At 67.4% G+C, this 15,526-nt stretch carries 12 protein-coding genes and 1 riboswitch; of the genes, 4 read left to right on the plus strand and 8 right to left on the minus strand.

Features of this window, described 5'->3' with window-relative positions; translation table 11 throughout:
* Positions 1-8 precede the first annotated feature (8 nt).
* Positions 9-190, minus strand: a riboswitch (cobalamin riboswitch).
* A 154-nt stretch (positions 191-344) separates the two neighbouring features.
* Positions 345-2,963: a DNA mismatch repair protein MutS gene (gene mutS / locus A4249_RS12110; protein ID WP_442854501.1), complete on the plus strand. Its 2,619-nt coding sequence runs from the start codon at positions 345-347 to the stop codon at positions 2,961-2,963.
* Positions 2,964-3,023: 60 nt separating this feature from the next.
* On the opposite strand, the gene lpdA is transcribed toward mutS, so the two are convergent.
* Together lpdA and A4249_RS12120 are read right to left on the minus strand one after the other, a co-directional pair.
* Positions 3,024-4,430 carry a dihydrolipoyl dehydrogenase gene (gene lpdA / locus A4249_RS12115; protein WP_066552900.1) on the minus strand — a complete coding sequence of 469 codons (1,407 nt, stop codon included), beginning with the start codon at positions 4,428-4,430 and terminating at the stop codon, positions 3,024-3,026.
* Positions 4,431-4,608: 178 nt separating this feature from the next.
* A complete protein-coding gene (locus A4249_RS12120; protein ID WP_066552903.1) occupies positions 4,609-7,458 on the minus strand; it encodes a TonB-dependent receptor in 2,850 nt (949 codons plus the stop codon).
* Between the two features lie 241 nt (positions 7,459-7,699).
* On the opposite strand from A4249_RS12120, the gene A4249_RS12125 reads away from it, so the two are divergent.
* Positions 7,700-8,800: a phytase gene (locus A4249_RS12125; RefSeq protein ID WP_066552911.1), complete on the plus strand. Its 1,101-nt coding sequence runs from the start codon at positions 7,700-7,702 to the stop codon at positions 8,798-8,800.
* Positions 8,801-8,841: 41 nt separating this feature from the next.
* Here the strand turns inward: A4249_RS12125 and A4249_RS12130 are convergent, their stop codons facing one another.
* Positions 8,842-9,801 carry a hypothetical protein gene (locus A4249_RS12130; protein WP_156494710.1) on the minus strand — a complete coding sequence of 320 codons (960 nt, stop codon included), beginning with the start codon at positions 9,799-9,801 and terminating at the stop codon, positions 8,842-8,844.
* Between the two features lie 235 nt (positions 9,802-10,036).
* Between A4249_RS12130 and A4249_RS12135 the strand changes: the two genes are divergently transcribed.
* A complete protein-coding gene (locus A4249_RS12135) occupies positions 10,037-10,726 on the plus strand; it encodes a response regulator (RefSeq protein ID WP_066552922.1) in 690 nt (229 codons plus the stop codon).
* Entirely contained in the window at positions 10,723-11,778 is a 1,056-nt protein-coding gene (locus A4249_RS12140; protein ID WP_066552924.1) for an ATP-binding protein, read from the plus strand. The genes A4249_RS12135 and A4249_RS12140 overlap by 4 nt, the downstream gene beginning before the upstream one ends.
* A 77-nt stretch (positions 11,779-11,855) precedes the next feature.
* Here the strand turns inward: A4249_RS12140 and A4249_RS12145 are convergent, their stop codons facing one another.
* The 5 genes from A4249_RS12145 to A4249_RS12165 all read right to left on the minus strand — a co-directional run bounded on the left by A4249_RS12145 (position 11,856) and on the right by A4249_RS12165 (position 15,358).
* Positions 11,856-12,128, minus strand: coding sequence for an HPr family phosphocarrier protein (locus A4249_RS12145; RefSeq protein ID WP_017506134.1), 273 nt, complete (start codon positions 12,126-12,128; stop codon positions 11,856-11,858).
* On the minus strand, positions 12,125-12,529 hold the full coding sequence (locus A4249_RS12150) for a PTS sugar transporter subunit IIA (RefSeq protein WP_017506133.1): 405 nt from the start codon (positions 12,527-12,529) through the stop codon (positions 12,125-12,127). The genes A4249_RS12145 and A4249_RS12150 overlap by 4 nt, the downstream gene beginning before the upstream one ends.
* Before the next feature lie 120 nt (positions 12,530-12,649).
* Positions 12,650-13,078 carry an HPr kinase/phosphorylase gene (locus A4249_RS12155; RefSeq protein WP_082854144.1) on the minus strand — a complete coding sequence of 143 codons (429 nt, stop codon included), beginning with the start codon at positions 13,076-13,078 and terminating at the stop codon, positions 12,650-12,652.
* Positions 13,075-14,685 (minus strand): ATP-binding protein, encoded by a 1,611-nt coding sequence (locus A4249_RS12160; protein ID WP_066552927.1) that lies wholly within the window; start codon positions 14,683-14,685, stop codon positions 13,075-13,077. The genes A4249_RS12155 and A4249_RS12160 overlap by 4 nt, the downstream gene beginning before the upstream one ends.
* Positions 14,654-15,358: a response regulator transcription factor gene (locus A4249_RS12165; RefSeq protein WP_039243953.1), complete on the minus strand. Its 705-nt coding sequence runs from the start codon at positions 15,356-15,358 to the stop codon at positions 14,654-14,656. Before A4249_RS12165 ends, A4249_RS12160 begins: the two co-directional genes overlap by 32 nt.
* Positions 15,359-15,526 lie beyond the last annotated feature (168 nt).

The following is a 15,526-nucleotide window of genomic DNA, read 5'->3' on the forward strand; positions in this document are numbered from 1 at the left end:
CGGACAGAAGCGAGCGACGTCGGCGGCCAGGTCTCCTGGCTTGCGGGTCGTAAACCGCCGTCCTCGCCTTCCCAGTTTCCCAGTGGCGCCGGGATCGAAACCCCGGACGGACGACGCTCTCGCCGCCTACAGTTGCGGGCACAGCCACGGCGTCACACCGTGTTCCCTTAACCGCCTGGCGCTGTCTATCGCAATGGCGACAAGACTGTGCAAGGGCCGTTCAACGGCCTTGAGCCGCCGGGCGCGATCCGTCACCCTGTGGCCACATGAACGCGCCCGCCAAATTCCCCGATAATGGGCATCCCCCGGAAATCGCCGCCTCGCTGGAAGGCGCGACGCCGTTCATGGCGCAATATCTGACGGCCAAGGCGGGCCAGCCGGACGCCATCCTGTTCTTCCGCATGGGTGACTTCTACGAGCTGTTCTTCAAGGACGCCGAGGTCGCGGCGGCGGCGCTCGGCATCACCCTGACCAAGCGGGGCAAGCATCAGGGCGAGGACATTCCGATGGCCGGCGTGCCGGTCCATGCGATGGAGGGCTATCTCGCCCGCCTGATCCGCATCGGCCACAAGGTCGCCATCTGCGAACAGCTGGAAGACCCGGCGGAGGCCAAGAAGCGCGGCGGCAAGGCCGTGGTGCATCGCGGCGTGGTCCGGGTTGTCACCCCCGGCACCCTGACCGAAGACAGCCTGCTGGACGCGCGCGGCGCCAATCGTCTGGCGGCGGTCGCGGTGCGTAAAGGTCGGGCGGCCGTCGCCGTGGTCGAACTGTCGTCGGGCGCGGTCGACAGCGTCGCCTGCGCCATCGAGGATCTGGGCGCGGCCCTGGCCGCCTTCCGCCCGTCCGAAGTCCTGGTCACCGACCGGATGTATTCGGACGAGGCGACGCGTGACGCCCTGGACGGATCGGGCGGCGTGGTCCAGGCGCTGGCCGGCGCCATCGCCGAACCCCAGGCCGCGCGCGCCCGCGTCGAACGGCTGTACGGCGTCTCGGCGCTCGACGGCTTCGGCGCCTTCGAAGAGGCCGAGGTCTCGGCGCTGGGTCTGATCGCCGCCTATCTGGAGACGACCCAGGCCGGCAAGGTACCTGCCCTGGCCCCGCCGCGCCGTCTGGGCGAAAGCGGCTTCCTGGCCATCGATCCGGCGACCCGTGCCAGCCTTGAGATCGATCGCACCCAGCGCGGCGAGCGTGAGGGCAGCCTGCTCGCCTGCATCGACCGCACCGTCACCTCGGGCGGCGCCCGGGCCCTGGCCGAACGCATCGCCCGGCCCTTGCGCGATCCCTTGGCCATCAATGAGCAACTCGACGCTGTCGAATGGCTGCTGGAGCGTCGCGACCTACGCCGCGACCTGCGCGACGCGTTGAAGGCCTCCTCCGACATCGCCCGCGCCGTCGGGCGATTGGCGCTGGGTCGCGGCGGCCCGCGCGACCTGGCGGCCGTGCGCACCGGCCTGTCGATCGCCGAGGGCGTCGCCGGCCTCTTCGTCGGGCAAGTCGATCCTCTGACCGGCCAGCCGCGCCGCATCGCCTCGGCGCTGGACCGCCTAACCCTGTCGCCCGACGTTTCGCGGCTCAAGGCCGACCTGATCGACGGCCTGGTGGACGAGCCGTCCCATCTGGCGCGCGACGGCGGCTATGTGCGCCCCGACTATCGCCCCGAACTGGACGCCGCCCGCACCCTGCGCGACGACAGCCGTCGCGTCGTCGCCGATCTGGAGGCCCGCGCCGTCGCCGAGTCCGGCGTGCCGTTCAAGATCAAGCACAACGCCGTCCTGGGCTATTTCCTCGAAACCAGCGCCAAGGCCGCCGAGGGCCTGCTACGCGCCGGGCCCGACAGCCCCTTCATCCACCGCCAGACCCTGGCTGCCCAGGTCCGCTTCACCACCGTCGAACTGTCGGAGCTGGACGCCAAGATCAGCCAGGCCGGCCACCGGGCTCTCGCCATCGAAGGCGAGACCTTCGAGGGCTGGCGACGCGAGGCCGCCCGCCTGGCCCAGCCGCTGCAGGCCGTCGCCGAGGCCCTGGCCGAACTGGACGCCCACGCCGCCCTGTCGGAATGGGCGCAGGAGGTCGGCGCGACCCGGCCCGTGGTGGACGACACCCTGACCTTCTGGGTCGAGGCCGGCCGCCATCCCGTCGTCGAGGCGGCGGTCAAGGCGGGCGGGGATCCCTACACCCCCAACAACGCCCGGCTGGACGGATCGGGCCAGGACGGATCGCGCCTCGCCATCGTCACTGGCCCGAACATGGCCGGTAAATCGACCTTCCTGCGCCAAAACGCGCTTCTGGTGATCCTGGCCCAGGCCGGCGCCTTCGTGCCCGCTCGGTCCATGCGGCTGGGCGTGGTGGACCGTCTGTTCAGTCGCGTCGGCGCCGGCGACGACCTGGCGCGCGGCCGCTCCACCTTCATGATGGAGATGGTCGAGACCGCCGCCATCCTGACCCAGGCCACGCCGCAAAGCTTCGTCGTTCTGGACGAGATCGGGCGCGGCACCGCCACCTACGATGGTCTGGCCATCGCCTGGGCCACGGCCGAGGCCCTGCACGAGACCAATCGCGCCCGCACCTTGTTCGCCACCCATTATCACGAGTTGGCCCAGCTGGAGACGCGGCTGGACCACGTCTGCAACCTGTCCATGGTCGCGCGCGAATGGAACGGCGAACTGGTCTTCCTGCACGAGGCGGCGCCCGGCGCCGCCGATCGTTCCTACGGCGTTCAGGTCGCCAAACTAGCCGGCGTCCCAGCCTCCGTCGTCGCCCGCGCTCGCTCGGTGCTGAACCGGCTGGAAGGCGAAAAGGCCGCCGCCGCCCGACTGGACGACCTGCCCCTGTTCGCCGTCGCCGAGCCGGAACCGATACGCGGCCCCTCCCCCGTGGAACTGGCCCTGCGTGACGTGGACCCCGACGACCTTACCCCGCGCGAGGCGCTGGAGGCGCTTTATCGGCTGAAGGGTCTGGCCTGATGTGACGAAGGCCCGGACGTCGCCATCCGGGCCTTGCTTGGAGTCTCGAGCCGTTTCGGATCAGGCCTGCATCATCCAGCCTTCGACATCCATGGCCGCCTGACGGACGGCTTCCGAACGGGTCGGGTGGGCGTGGCAGGTACGGGCGATGTCTTCCGACGCGCCGCCGAAGCTCATGGTGATGGCCGCCTCGTGGATCATCTCGCCGGCCTGCGGGCCCATGATGTGGACGCCCAGCACCTTGTCAGTCGCCGCGTCGGCCAGAACCTTCACGAAGCCGTCGGTCTCGTGATTGATCTTGGCGCGGCTGTTGGCGGTGAAGGGGAATTTGCCCTTCTTGTACTGAACGCCGGCCGCCTTCAGCTGGTCCTCGGTCTGACCGACCCAGGCCACTTCGGGGAAGGTGTAGACGACGCTGGGCACCAGGGCATAGTCGACGTGGCCGTATTTGCCGGCGATGGTGTCGATCACGGCGACCGCGTCTTCTTCCGCCTTGTGGGCGAGCATCGGACCGTGGGTCACGTCGCCGATCACCCAGACGCCATCGGCGACTTTGAAGTGGTCATGGTCGATGAAGCCGCGCTTGTCCGGCGTCACGCCGACGCTCTCCAGGCCCAGACCGTCCGTGTACGGACGACGGCCGATGGCGACCAGCACCACATCGCCCTTGATCGTCTCGGCGGCGCCGCCGGCCGACGGCTCGACGGTCAGCTCCACCCCGTCCTTGCCCGATTTGGCGCCGGTGACCTTGGCGCCCAGTTTGAAGCTCATGCCCTGTTTGGTCAGGGTGCGCTGGAAGGCGGTGGCGACCTCGGTGTCCATGCCGGGCGTGATCCGGTCCAGGAACTCGACCACCGTGACCTCGGCGCCCAGACGGCGCCAGACCGAACCCAGCTCCAGGCCGATGATGCCGGCGCCGACCACGATCAGCTTCCTGGGCACGGCCGGCAGCGACAGGGCGCCGGTGGAATCGATGACCTTGCCGTCCTCGAAGGCGACGCCCGGCAGCGGGGTCGGCTCCGAGCCGGTGGCGATGACGATGTTCTTGGCGTCCAGCGTCTGGACCGAGCCGTCGGCGGCGGTCACCTCGACCTTGCCTTTGCCGACGATCTTGCCCTTGCCCTTGATCCAGTCGGCCTTGTTCTTCTTGAACAGGAACTCGATCCCCTTGGTCAGGGCGGTGACGCTGTCGTCCTTGGCCTTGTGCATCTGGTCTAGGTGCAGCTTGGGCTGGACCTCGATGCCGATCTTGGCGAATTCGGTATTGGCGGCGTTCCACAGTTCCGAGGCATGCAGCAGAGCCTTGGATGGCATGCAGCCCACGTTCAGGCAGGTGCCACCCAGCGTCGAACGCATTTCCACGCAGGCGACCTTCAGGCCCAGCTGGCCCGCCCGGATCGCGGCGTTATAGCCGCCAGGGCCTCCGCCGATAATGACGACGTCGTAGGCGGCGGTGGCTTCGGCCATGGTATCCTCTGGTCTTCTGGCGCGCGGGGAAAGGCGCGCGGACACTAGCGCCGACCCCGCACGGGTCAACCGCTGGACCCCATATGGGGCCGCGTTTCGAGCAATTGCAGAGGCGGAAACCATGAAAAAGGGCCGGACGTCACCGCCCGGCCCCTTCGATCATGTCTGAACCGCGCGCTCAGAGCTTGAAGCGCACGCCCAGGAAGACGTTGTAGCCGAACTTCTCGTACTCGTAGGTCCGCTCTTTGACGCCGTAGTAGCGGACGCCCGCGCTGTCGGTCAGGTTCTTGGCCTCGCCGAACACTTCCACCCCATTGCCGAAGTCATAGCTGGCGGTGAAGTCCAGCTGGCCGCGACCCTCGACATAGAGGTCTTTGCCGGGGTTGGTCGCGTCGATCGCCTCCAGGAAGTCGCTGCGATGCGTGTAGGAGACGCGGGCGCTGAAGCCGTACTGCTCGTAGAACAGGGCCGCGTTGTAGGTCTCGTCCGACTGACCCGGCAGAACGAAGGTGTCGCGACCGGCGAAGGCGCGGTTGGTTTTGATCTCCGCATCCGTGAGGGTGTAGTTGGCGAAGACGCCGAAGCCCGAAGCCCAGCCCGGCAGGAAGTCGAACGTCTGCTGCCAGTTGAACTCGATGCCGGCGATATGGCCGTCAGGGGCGTTGCGGGCCTCGGTGACCTGGGCGACCGTGGTGGTCGGGGTGACATAGGGCACGCCATCCGTCACCAGAGTGAAGCGGTAGTTCGACAGGTCCTTGTAGAAGGCGTTGGCCGAAATCACGCCCAGCGGACGCAGATAGTATTCCAGTCCCGCATCGATGTTGTTCGACAGGGTCGGCTTCAGATCGGGATTGCCGCGCGTGACCGTCGTGCGGCCGCTGTCGGTGGTTTCCAGAACGCGCGGAACGATGTCGGTATAGTCCGGGCGCGAAATGGCGCGGGTCAGGGCGAAACGACCGACCAGCTGATCGCTGAAGCTGTGGCGCAGCGTCAGGTTCGGGAAGAAATCGGTTTGGTCGCGATCAACCTTGACCAGACTCTGGGCGCCCGACAGAGCCACACTGGTCGCCGAGCCTTCGAAGTCGGTCTTCTCGACACGCAGGCCGACCAGCACATTGGTCGCGCCGACATCAAACCGGGCCTGGCCGTAACCCGCCAGAATGTCTTCCTGGGCGGTATAGTCGGCTGTGATCGACTGAGGAATACGACGCACGCCGGCGGCCGGATCAGGGTTGGTCGAGCCGGTCCGCACGCGGTCGAAATAGTCCGTCACCAGACCCGCATCGAACTTGAAGCCGAGGTTGTAGTCGTAGTTTTCCGAGCGACGGTCGCTGAGCAGCGGCGCCAGCGCGCCGGAGTTGGCGGCCGCCGTCCGGTCGCGGAACCGCTCTTCGTCCGCCGTCACGTCGCGGGTGCTGTATTTGGCGCCGAACTTCAGCTCGACTTCGCGACCGCCGATGACCGTCGGCAGTTCGAAGTTGGTCTTGAAGGCGACATCGTCCTGCTCGGTCGTGTTCGAGCGGAAGGTGTTTTCGCGGAAGCTGTAGTTGTTGGCGTTCAGATAGAAGCCCGTCGGCTCGCTGAAGGCCGAATAGGTCGGCTGATAATGGTCGGCCGTGTTGTAGGACAGGGTCGTCGCGCTGGAGCGATAGACCAGCTCGTCGCGGTGCGGATAGGTCTGTTTGCTGTTGGCGAACGACAGGGCGCCGTCCCAGACCGCTCCATTGCCGAACGTCTGCTCGCCCCCCAGCACCAGGGTGGAGATGTCGTTCTCCTGAGTGCGGTGACGCAGCTGCTTGTAGATGCGGGCGTTGTTGAAGGTCGCGCTGGTGTCGGTCGAGCCCGGCTGCAGCGTGCCGTCGCTGTAGGTGAAGTTCAGCGTGTTGCGGAACTCGTCGTCCCGGAACTGGGCGTAGGAGCCCTTGACCCACAATCGGATGGCGTCGCTGGGCCGCCATTCCAGCGCGCCGGTCACGGCCTTGCGGGTCCGTTCGGTCTCGTAGTCCTTGAACAGGGTGTTCTCTAGACCCCAGATCTGGCCGCCGCCTTGCGCGGCGTTGCGGTTGATCAGAACCCAGCCGTTTTCGACGTTGTCCGGCCGGCGGTTGGTCTCGGAATAGCTGACGGACACCAGGGCGCCGAAGGTCTCGTTGGGGCCGAAGACGTTGGACGCCGTGGCGCCCGCGCGTGTGTCCGAACCGCCGTAGTCGTTGTAGCTGCCGCCCGCATAGCCGCTGACGGCCAGGCGGCGCTTGTCGAAGGGCGAGCGGGTCTTGATGTCCACGGCCCCGGCGATGGAATCGGCGTCCTGGGCCGGCGTCAGGGTCTTGGACACCTCGACGCTGGAGACGATGTCCGAAGGCAGGGTGTCCAGATCGACCGCGCGGGTCGTGGGCGACACGGCCGGAATGGCGACCCCGTCCACGGACACGGCGGTGAAGGCGGCCGGCGCGCCGCGCACATTGATGTAGCGCCCTTCGCCCTGGTCGCGCTGGATGGCGATGCCCTGAACGCGTTGAAGCGATTCCGCCACATTGGGGTCGGGATAACGACCGATGGCGTCGGCCGACAGGACGTTGACCGTGCCGTCGGCGTTCTTCTGCTGGTTCAGCGAGCGGGCGACGCCGTCGGTGATGACGCCGGTCACGATCACATCGGCCACGTCCGTCGCAGACTGGGCGCCCAGGACGATGGCGACATTGGCGTCTTCGCCCGGCGTCGTCACGACCGTCTGGCTGGTCGAGGGCAGGCCCAGATAGTTGACCTCCAACACCATGGCGCCGCTGGCGGTCGGCAGGGTGAACTCGCCCTGGGTGTTGGTCACGGCCCGCTGGCTTGTGCCGCGCACCAGAACCTCGGCGCCCGGCAGGGGCGCGCCGGCGGCGTTGGTCACCTGGCCGTAGATCACGTCGCCGGCGACCGCAGCTGATGCCGAGGCCACGGCGTCCACATCGGCGTAGGCGGGCATGGCCAGCGGCGCCAGGATCATCGGCGCCAAGGCAGCGCCCATCAGCAGGTTCAGTTTCATGTCAAATCCCCTTCGGCGAGCGACGTTTCGCTTCAGCCGATGGAGGGGCCGCTTAACCTTTGGGGGCGACGCGACCGCGACGATTCCACGACGCCCAGTTCGCGGTTTTCCGACGGAACGGCGACGCTTGATCCCTTGACGGCACATCAGTCATCGAACCGACGCTGAACCGTCACGCCCGCGCCGTTGACCCACACGCGGCTTGGCCACAGGGACGCGTCCAGATCGTCCGGAGACCGACATGCGCCCTTCCCTCGCCCCCTCGCTGAGCGCCTGCGCCGCCTTGGCTCTGCTCGCGGCCTGCGCCACGCACGAGGTCGATTATCAGGGCGAGGGCGCGGGCTTCGTCGGTCCGGGCGCCCCGGTTATGGCCGTGCTGGAAACCCCGTCGGTCGGCACGGCGGGTCAGGACGCCGCCGACGACCCCGCCGTATGGGCCAGCGCGGTGCCCGTCACGATCATGGGCCAATCGACCCCGGGCTTCGTCGCCGGCACGGACAAGAAGTCCGGCCTCTACATTTACGGCTTCGACGGCAAGATTTTGCAGTTCCTGCCCGAGGGCCTGCTGAACAATGTCGATGTGGTCGAGGGCCTGTCGGTCGGCGGCCGTCCGCAGGTGGTGCTGGGCGCCAGCGACCGCACGCCGGGCAAGACCGGCATCTCCCTCTACACTTTCGACCCGGCCGGGACCGGCCAGAATGGCGTGCGCTATTGGGGCGCGGTCGCCACCGACGTGGTCGAACCCTACGGCTTCTGCTTTGCGCGGCGCGGAGCCGAGGTTCACGCCATCCTGGTCGGGCACGAGGGCGAGCTTCGCCAGTTCATCCTGGGCGTGGACGCCGCCGGCCAGCCCACGGCGCGTCTGGTCCGCACCGCCGAGATCGGAACCATCTCCGAAGGCTGCGCCGCCGACGAGGCCACCGACGCCCTCTATATCAATGAGGAGAATGTCGGCCTGTGGCGCTATAGCCTGAACCCGGCCTCGGGCGCGGCCCGCACCCTGATCCAGCCCATCGCCAAGGACATCCTGGTCGCCGACGCCGAAGGCCTGACCACCATCACCGACGCCTCGGGCCGCTACCTGATCGCCTCCAGCCAGGGCGACTCCACCTTCCCCGTCTGGCGCATCGACGGCCCGGCGCCCGAGTACAAGGGCCGGTTCAAGGTCGTTGACGGCGCGGTCGACGGCGTCACTGGCACCGACGGTCTGGCGGCCGCCAGCGGTCAGGTCGGCCCCTTCCCCGAAGGCCTCGTCGTCATCCAGGACGACGTCAACGATGTCGGCACCCAGAACTTCAAATATGTTGACTGGCGCGACATCCGACGGGCGCTGGGGCTGTAGCGGCCCCTCGGCGGCGGCCGCCCTCGATCACGTCTCTTTCATCAAGATCCTACGGCATTCAGCGCCGTGCGGGTGCAGTCGGCCATGTCCCTGACGACGTGTCGGCCGATGCAGAACATGTCTTCATAGCTGGGCTTGGCGGCGGCCAGACACTGGAACAGGTTCAGCTTGGACATCTGCAGACAGAAGGTGGCGTTCGGATCCTGCAGGACACCGTCATTTCCATCGTCCTTGACGCTTTCGCCCAGAAGCGCCCGCGCGGCGACGGACAAGGATCGGGCCACCGCCGGTTTATAGGGAGCCGCCAGAGGCGACGTCGGGATCCGAGAGGGTTCGGCGTGGGCAACCTTCAGCAGCGTCTCGCTCTCGACGTCCGACGCCAGCTGCATTGCAGCCGAGGCGGCCTTCGCACGCTCCAGTCGCCCCTGTCGGTCCGCGATGGGCTGGCCCGCCCATCGACGGCGCGGATCGCTACGCGCCTGGATCGTATAGGCATCCGCCTCCACCCGATCCGCTTTGGCTTCGATGGCTGCGGCGCCCTCCTCCATGACCTCGGCGATCAGCCCGGCCGCGACGTCTGCGCCAGGCAAGGTCACGGCATAGGCGGGGTCGGCCGTCAGACGGTCCAGGATTTCGCGGCGCTGCGTAGGATCGGCGGCATAGGACCGCACCCCCGCAACGAAGTCCGGCGACTGCATCGCCAGCACCGCTCCATAGGCTACCAGCCCCCGCGCCAACTGCTCGGCGTTGGAAGTCGCTCCGCGCTGCAACGCCGCCTGCACCGCCTCCGCATCGACGAAGCCGCCCTCGAATGTGGCGACATCCCGCATGAAGACCAGATAGACCGACGCCGTCTGCGCCACGCTGTCGTCCAGCTGAATCGAAGGCGGCGGAGGCGGGGGCGGCGCAGGCGGTTCGACCGGCTTGGCGCACCCCGCGATGAGCGCGATCAGGCTCGCGGCCGCCGCAACCCGCGCCCAATGCCAATCCATGCGCTTCACAGCATCGCCAGGATGAACACGCCACAGGCGGCCAGCACGGCGACGTTCACGGCGGTCATGGCGGCGACGAAGATCTGGTGGGCGCTGAACTTCATTGGATCCCGGAGGCAGTTTCGGTTTGGGGCCGCTTCGCATGGGACCATGGGGCCTGGGTGTGGACTTGATGGAGAAATCGTGGAGACACCCCATCTGGTCTGGATCGCCGTCCATCGCTGGGCGATGTCGTGGAGACACCATGAGCGCCTTGGTCATCATCGCCGAAGACGAACCCGAGATCGCCGCCGTGCTTGACGCCTATCTCGTGCGCGAGGGGTTTCGCACGGTCCGCGCCATGGATGGCCAGATCGCGCTGGACCTGCACGCCGCCCTTCGGCCCGATCTGGTCCTGCTGGACGTACGCATGCCGCGCGTCGATGGGTGGAGCGTGCTGGGCGAACTGAGGCATAGAGGCGAGACGCCCGTCATCATGCTCACTGCGCTGGATCAGGACATCGACAAGCTTCAGGCGTTGCGCATCGGCGCGGACGACTATGTCGTCAAACCGTTCAATCCGGTCGAGGTCGTGGCGCGCGCCCACGCCATACTGCGACGCAGCGGCGGCTCGGGCCAAGGCGGCGTAATCCGCCTGGGTCCGCTCGAGATCGATCTGGAGGCGCACATCGTCCAGTGGTGCGGACTGGACAAACCGCAGCGCCTGCCCCTGACCCTGACCGAGTTCCGCATGCTGGCCCACATGGCGCGCTATCCAATGCGGGTCTTCTCTCGCGCCGAGCTGGCCGACGCCTGCTTGAAAGGCGATGAGGTGCTTGATCGCACGGTGGACAGCCATCTCAGCAAGCTGCGGCTCAAGTTACGAAACGCAGGCGCCGACGGCGTTCTCGTTGGCGTTCGTGGCGTGGGTTATCGCCTCGAGGTCCTGACGTGAGGGCCGCCCGCGTCCTCGGCCGTCGCATCGCCGTGCGTACGGCTCTGGTCATCCTGGGGGTGCTTGGACTTAGCGCCGCCGGCGCATTCGCCCTGTACGGGTGGGTCTTCGAAAATTATCCCGATGCGGTGGCCTCGCCCCAGGCCTGGCGACCGCAGTCCGTGGATTATGTCGCTCTGGCGTCAGCCGCCGTCGTGGCCCTGATCGGCGCGACCGTGGCCGGGCTGCAGTTGGCCCGCCGCCTTGTCATGCCTCTCACCTCCTTGTCCGGCGCCGCGCGTGCGATCGCCGATGGCGACCTGTCGGCGCGCGCCATGGCTGGCGATCGGTCTTTTTCCGAGACAGCCGACCTTGTGGACGACTTCAACCTGATGGCTGCGCGGCTGGAGACGCTCGCCGCCGACATGACGACTTGGAACGCCTCGATCGCGCACGAACTGCGAACGCCCGTCACGATCGTCAAAGGCCGCCTGCAAGCGGCCGCCGACGGCGTCCTGCCGCTGGACCGCGAGATGATCCTGACTTTGCTCAAGCCGGTCGACGCCTTGGGCCGCCTGATCGAGGATCTGCGTGTCGTCAGCCTGGCCGATAGCGGCCGTTTGCAACTGCGCCTGACGCCCCAGGACCTGGGTAAGCGATTGGACGATGTCCGCGCCTTGGTCGATGTGGAAGCCGAGGCGGAGGGCTATCCAATCGGCTGGACGACGCCGGCCACTGTGGTCGTTTGCGACGGCGACCGCATTCAGCAGGCTGTCCTGGCTCTGCTCGACAACGTGCGCCGCCACGCCGATCCCGGCCCTGTCTCGGTCAGCTTGAGGGCCGATGAACGCTTCGCGGTCATCGCCGTGGAGGACAGCGGTCCAGGCCTGCCCGACGCCATGACGCGATCCGTTTTCACCGCCTTCAAACACGGTTCAGGCGAGAATGGCGGGACCGGCCTGGGCTTGGCCGCGGTCCGCGCAATCGCCGAGGCCCATGGCGGATCGGCGCGTTACTTGACCGGCGCTCGCCTGGGATCCCGCATCGAGATCTGTATCCCCGTCGTCTTATAGATTCGTTTTGAAATCAGCCGCCTGGCAATGGACCTCTCAAAAATCGAAGCGGTTCAATATCCGGGGATGACGACGCCCTACTGATCCTCGTCGAACTTGCGCGCCACCAGGTCGGTCAGGGCTTCCATGGCCTCTTCGGCGTCCGGGCCTTCGGCGGAGACGTCGATGCTGCAGCCGATGCCGGCGCCCAGCATCAGCAGGCCCATGATCGAGCGGGCGTCCACCGTCACGCCGTCGCGGGTGACGTGGATCTCGCTTTCGAAGCTGGAGGCCAGTTTGACGAACTTGGCCGAGGCGCGGGCGTGCAGGCCGCGCGTATTGCAGATGTTCAGGGTCGCGGTGACGGTCATTTTTCGCCTGCGAGCACCCAGGACGCCACAGAGATGTATTTGCGCCCGGCGTCCTGCGCATGGGCCACGCAGGATTCCAATGTCTCGCGCCCACGCACGCTGGCCAGTTTGATCAACATGGGCAGGTTCAGCCCGGCGATGACCTCGGCGCGGGTCTGTTCCATTACCGAGATGGCCAGGTTCGACGGCGTGCCGCCGAACATGTCGGTCAGCAGGATGACCCCTTCGCCGTCGTCCACGGCCGCGGCCGCATCGACGATGTCGCGACGCCGACGCTCCATGTCGTCGTCGGGGCCGATGCAGATGGCCGCGACGCCGCGCTGCGGGCCGACCACATGCTCCATGGCGGAGAGAAACTCGGACGCCAACCCGCCATGGGTGACGATCACCAGACCGATCATGAGGACTTCACTCGCATCCCGCCCCGAACCGTCCCAGGCATTCCCCCGCCCGGCAAGGGAGGCCGGACGCCGCCCTCTATGGACCGCAAGGGGCGTGTCATAGACCCGTCTTTCGGGGTTTCAAAGCGTCTCCAACGCCGCTGCGACCACATCGACGGCCGAAGCCGGTCGGGGATCAAGCGCCAGCAGGGGCAGATCGACTCCCGCGAAAGCCCGTGTTCGCGGCTCCGGAAGCCGTTCGACCCCTTCCGCCACACAGGCGACGGCCAGCGCCACGCGACAGACCGGGCGTGTTCTGGCGGCCACGATTCCCAGGCCGCGCACCTCGATCCGACCCGCGATGGAGGCCGGCGCCGAGGCATGAACGGCTCCGTCCGAGGCCCAGACCTGGGTGTAATCGTCGCTGACCAGCCGCCAACCCCGCCCGATCAGCCGCAGCGCCAGATCGCTCTTGCCCGCGCCCGGCGGCCCCAGGATCATCACACCTTGCCAGACCCCGCCCCGGCGCACGGCGACGGTGGTGGCGTGGACCGGCTGGCCAGGGCTCACGACCAGCGGCCGACCGACGGGAAGACGATCTCGAACCGCGCGCCGCCTTCGGATTTGTTTTCGGCGTGGACGCGGCCCCCGTGCGCCTCGACGATCTGACGCACGATGGACAGCCCGAGGCCCGAGTTGGAACCGAAAACCGCCCCCTTGGGCCGCGAGGTGTAGAACCGCTCGAACACCGTCTCCAGGTTCTCGGCCGGAATGCCCGGCCCCTGGTCTTCGACCCGCACGCGGATCGGCAGATCGTCCCCGATGTCCTCCAGCGCCACCCGCACCACGCCGCCTGGGGGGCTGAACGAGCGGGCGTTATCGATCAGGTTGCGGAACACCTGCCCCAACGGCCCGTCGCGCCCCATGACCCGCAGGGCCTGTTCGGGCGCCGTAAGCACAACCGGAATGTCGCCGGGCTTGGCGGTCGCCTCATAGACGCCGACGATATCGACCAGCAGACGGTTCAGATCGACCGGCCGCGGACGATCCCGCGACAACTCCGCATCCAGCCGCGAGGCGTTGGAGATGTCGGTGATCAGCCGGTCCAGCCGACGCACGTCCTGCTGCAACAGCGCCGTCAGCTTCTCGCGGTGCGCATCGGTCTTGACCAGCGGCAGGGTCTCCAGCGCCGAACGGATCGAGGTCAGGGGGTTCTTGATCTCGTGCGACACATCGGCCGCGAACCGTTCGATGGCGTCCATCCGCGTCGACAGGGTGTCGGTCATGGATTCCAGAGACCGCGCCAGATCGCCGATCTCGTCCTTGCGATCCTCCAGATCCGGCAGGGAGATGGCCCGCGCGCGTTGCAGCTTCACCTGATCCGCCGCCGCCGACAGCCGCATGATCGGTCGCGCCACGAACAGATGCAGCAGCAGCGATCCCAAGAGATTGACCCCCAGCGCCACCAGGGCGAACGGGAACAGCGCCTGCCGCTGAGCGCCCAGGATTTCGTCCACGTCCCCGGACTCGACGGTCAGCACGCCCAGCACCTGGCGCACATGGCGCACCGGAATGGAGACGGAGACGACGCGGTCGCCGGACTCGTTGCGACGCAGGGTCGATTGGGGCGAGCCGTCCAGCGCCGCCGCCACCTCGGCCGCCAATTCGCTGTCGGCGCGGGCGACCCGGCGCTCGGACAGCAGATTGGCCCTGGCGGCGTCCTCGGTCGCCGTCCCCGCCGGCTGCGCGTCGGGCAGGGGCCGCCCGCCGATGGCCTCGGTCACCTGATAGCTGTCGACCAGCAACAGGCCGTTCACATCATACAGCCTCACCCGTTGGCCCGCCGGGATGAACCGGTCGGTCAGCCAGATCGACGCGCGGATGGGGTCTAGTTCGGGCGTCGGCTCCCCCCGCGTCACGCCTTCTTCGCGCAACACATTGGCCAGCAGCTCGGCCTGGACCGTCAGCGATTCCTGACGCGCCTCGATCAGGCCCGGACGCCATTCGTTGATCGCCAGCGCCCCGCCGAACAGGATCAGCAGGCTGAGCAGATTGAGCACCAGGATGAAGCCGCCCAGCCGCGATCCGCCGAAGCGGAACAACGGCCGGCGCTGGGGCTCCTCGTCGGGCTCGCGCCCGCCCGGTTCAGCTCTCGCGGTAGCGGTAGCCGACGCCATACAGGGTCTCGATCGCGTCGAACTCATTGTCCACGGCGCGGAACTTCTTGCGCATCCGCTTCACGTGGCTGTCGATGGTGCGGTCGTCGACATAGACCTGATCGTCGTAGGCGGCGTCCATCAGGTTGTCGCGGCTCTTCACGAAGCCCGGACGCTGCGCCAGGGCCTGCAGCAGCAAGAACTCGGTCACGGTCAGCTTGACGGGCTTGCCGTCCCAGGTCGACTCGTGGCGCGCCGGGTCCATCGACAGCTTGCCGCGCTTGATCGCCCGGCCCGAGACTTCGGCGGCCGATTCCGGTTCGCCGCCATCGGCGCCCGTGCGGCGCAGCAGCGCCTTGACCCGCTCGATCAGCAGACGCTGGCTGAATGGTTTGTGGATATAGTCGTCGGCGCCCAGGTTGAAGCCCAGGATCTCGTCGATCTCCTCGTCCTTGGACGTCAGCATGATGACGGGGATCTGCGAGGTCTGGCGCAGACGACGCAGCACCTCCATCCCGTCCATGCGGGGCATCTTCACGTCCAGGATCGCCAGATCGGGCGGCGAGGATTCCAGCGCGGCCAGACCCGAGGCCCCGTCGTGATAGGCGGTGATCTTGTGGCCATGGCTTTCCAGCGCCAGCGAAACGGACGCCACGATGTTCTCGTCGTCATCGACCAGAGTGATATTGGCCAAGGGTGTCTTCTCCTGAACTTTACGTTCCCGCGAGCAAGAACGCACAGCAAGCGTAACCGTTCGATCTCGGTCACATTAGGGCTAGAGCGTTTCGGGCCGAATGAAAATCGCCTGCAACCCGAAAGCGGTTTGGTGACAGTCAGATGGTCACGGCGCCGCCTCGATTCA

Source organism: Brevundimonas sp. GW460-12-10-14-LB2 (assembly GCF_001636925.1).
Classification (GTDB): domain Bacteria; phylum Pseudomonadota; class Alphaproteobacteria; order Caulobacterales; family Caulobacteraceae; genus Brevundimonas; species Brevundimonas vesicularis.

Excerpts from the sequence above, each read along its gene's own strand:
- A4249_RS12160 (WP_066552927.1), bottom strand. The coding sequence starts at position 14,685 with ATGGCGTCGGCTACCGCTACCGCGAGAGCTGAACCGGGCGGGCGCGAG.
- lpdA (WP_066552900.1), bottom strand. The coding sequence starts at position 4,430 with ATGGCCGAAGCCACCGCCGCCTACGACGTCGTCATTATCGGCGGAGGC.
- A4249_RS12125 (WP_066552911.1), top strand. The coding sequence starts at position 7,700 with ATGCGCCCTTCCCTCGCCCCCTCGCTGAGCGCCTGCGCCGCCTTGGCT.
- A4249_RS12145 (WP_017506134.1), bottom strand. The coding sequence starts at position 12,128 with ATGACCGTCACCGCGACCCTGAACATCTGCAATACGCGCGGCCTGCAC.
- A4249_RS12150 (WP_017506133.1), bottom strand. The coding sequence starts at position 12,529 with ATGATCGGTCTGGTGATCGTCACCCATGGCGGGTTGGCGTCCGAGTTT.
- A4249_RS12120 (WP_066552903.1), bottom strand. The coding sequence starts at position 7,458 with ATGAAACTGAACCTGCTGATGGGCGCTGCCTTGGCGCCGATGATCCTG.
- mutS (WP_442854501.1), top strand. The coding sequence starts at position 345 with ATGGCGCAATATCTGACGGCCAAGGCGGGCCAGCCGGACGCCATCCTG.
- A4249_RS12135 (WP_066552922.1), top strand. The coding sequence starts at position 10,037 with ATGAGCGCCTTGGTCATCATCGCCGAAGACGAACCCGAGATCGCCGCC.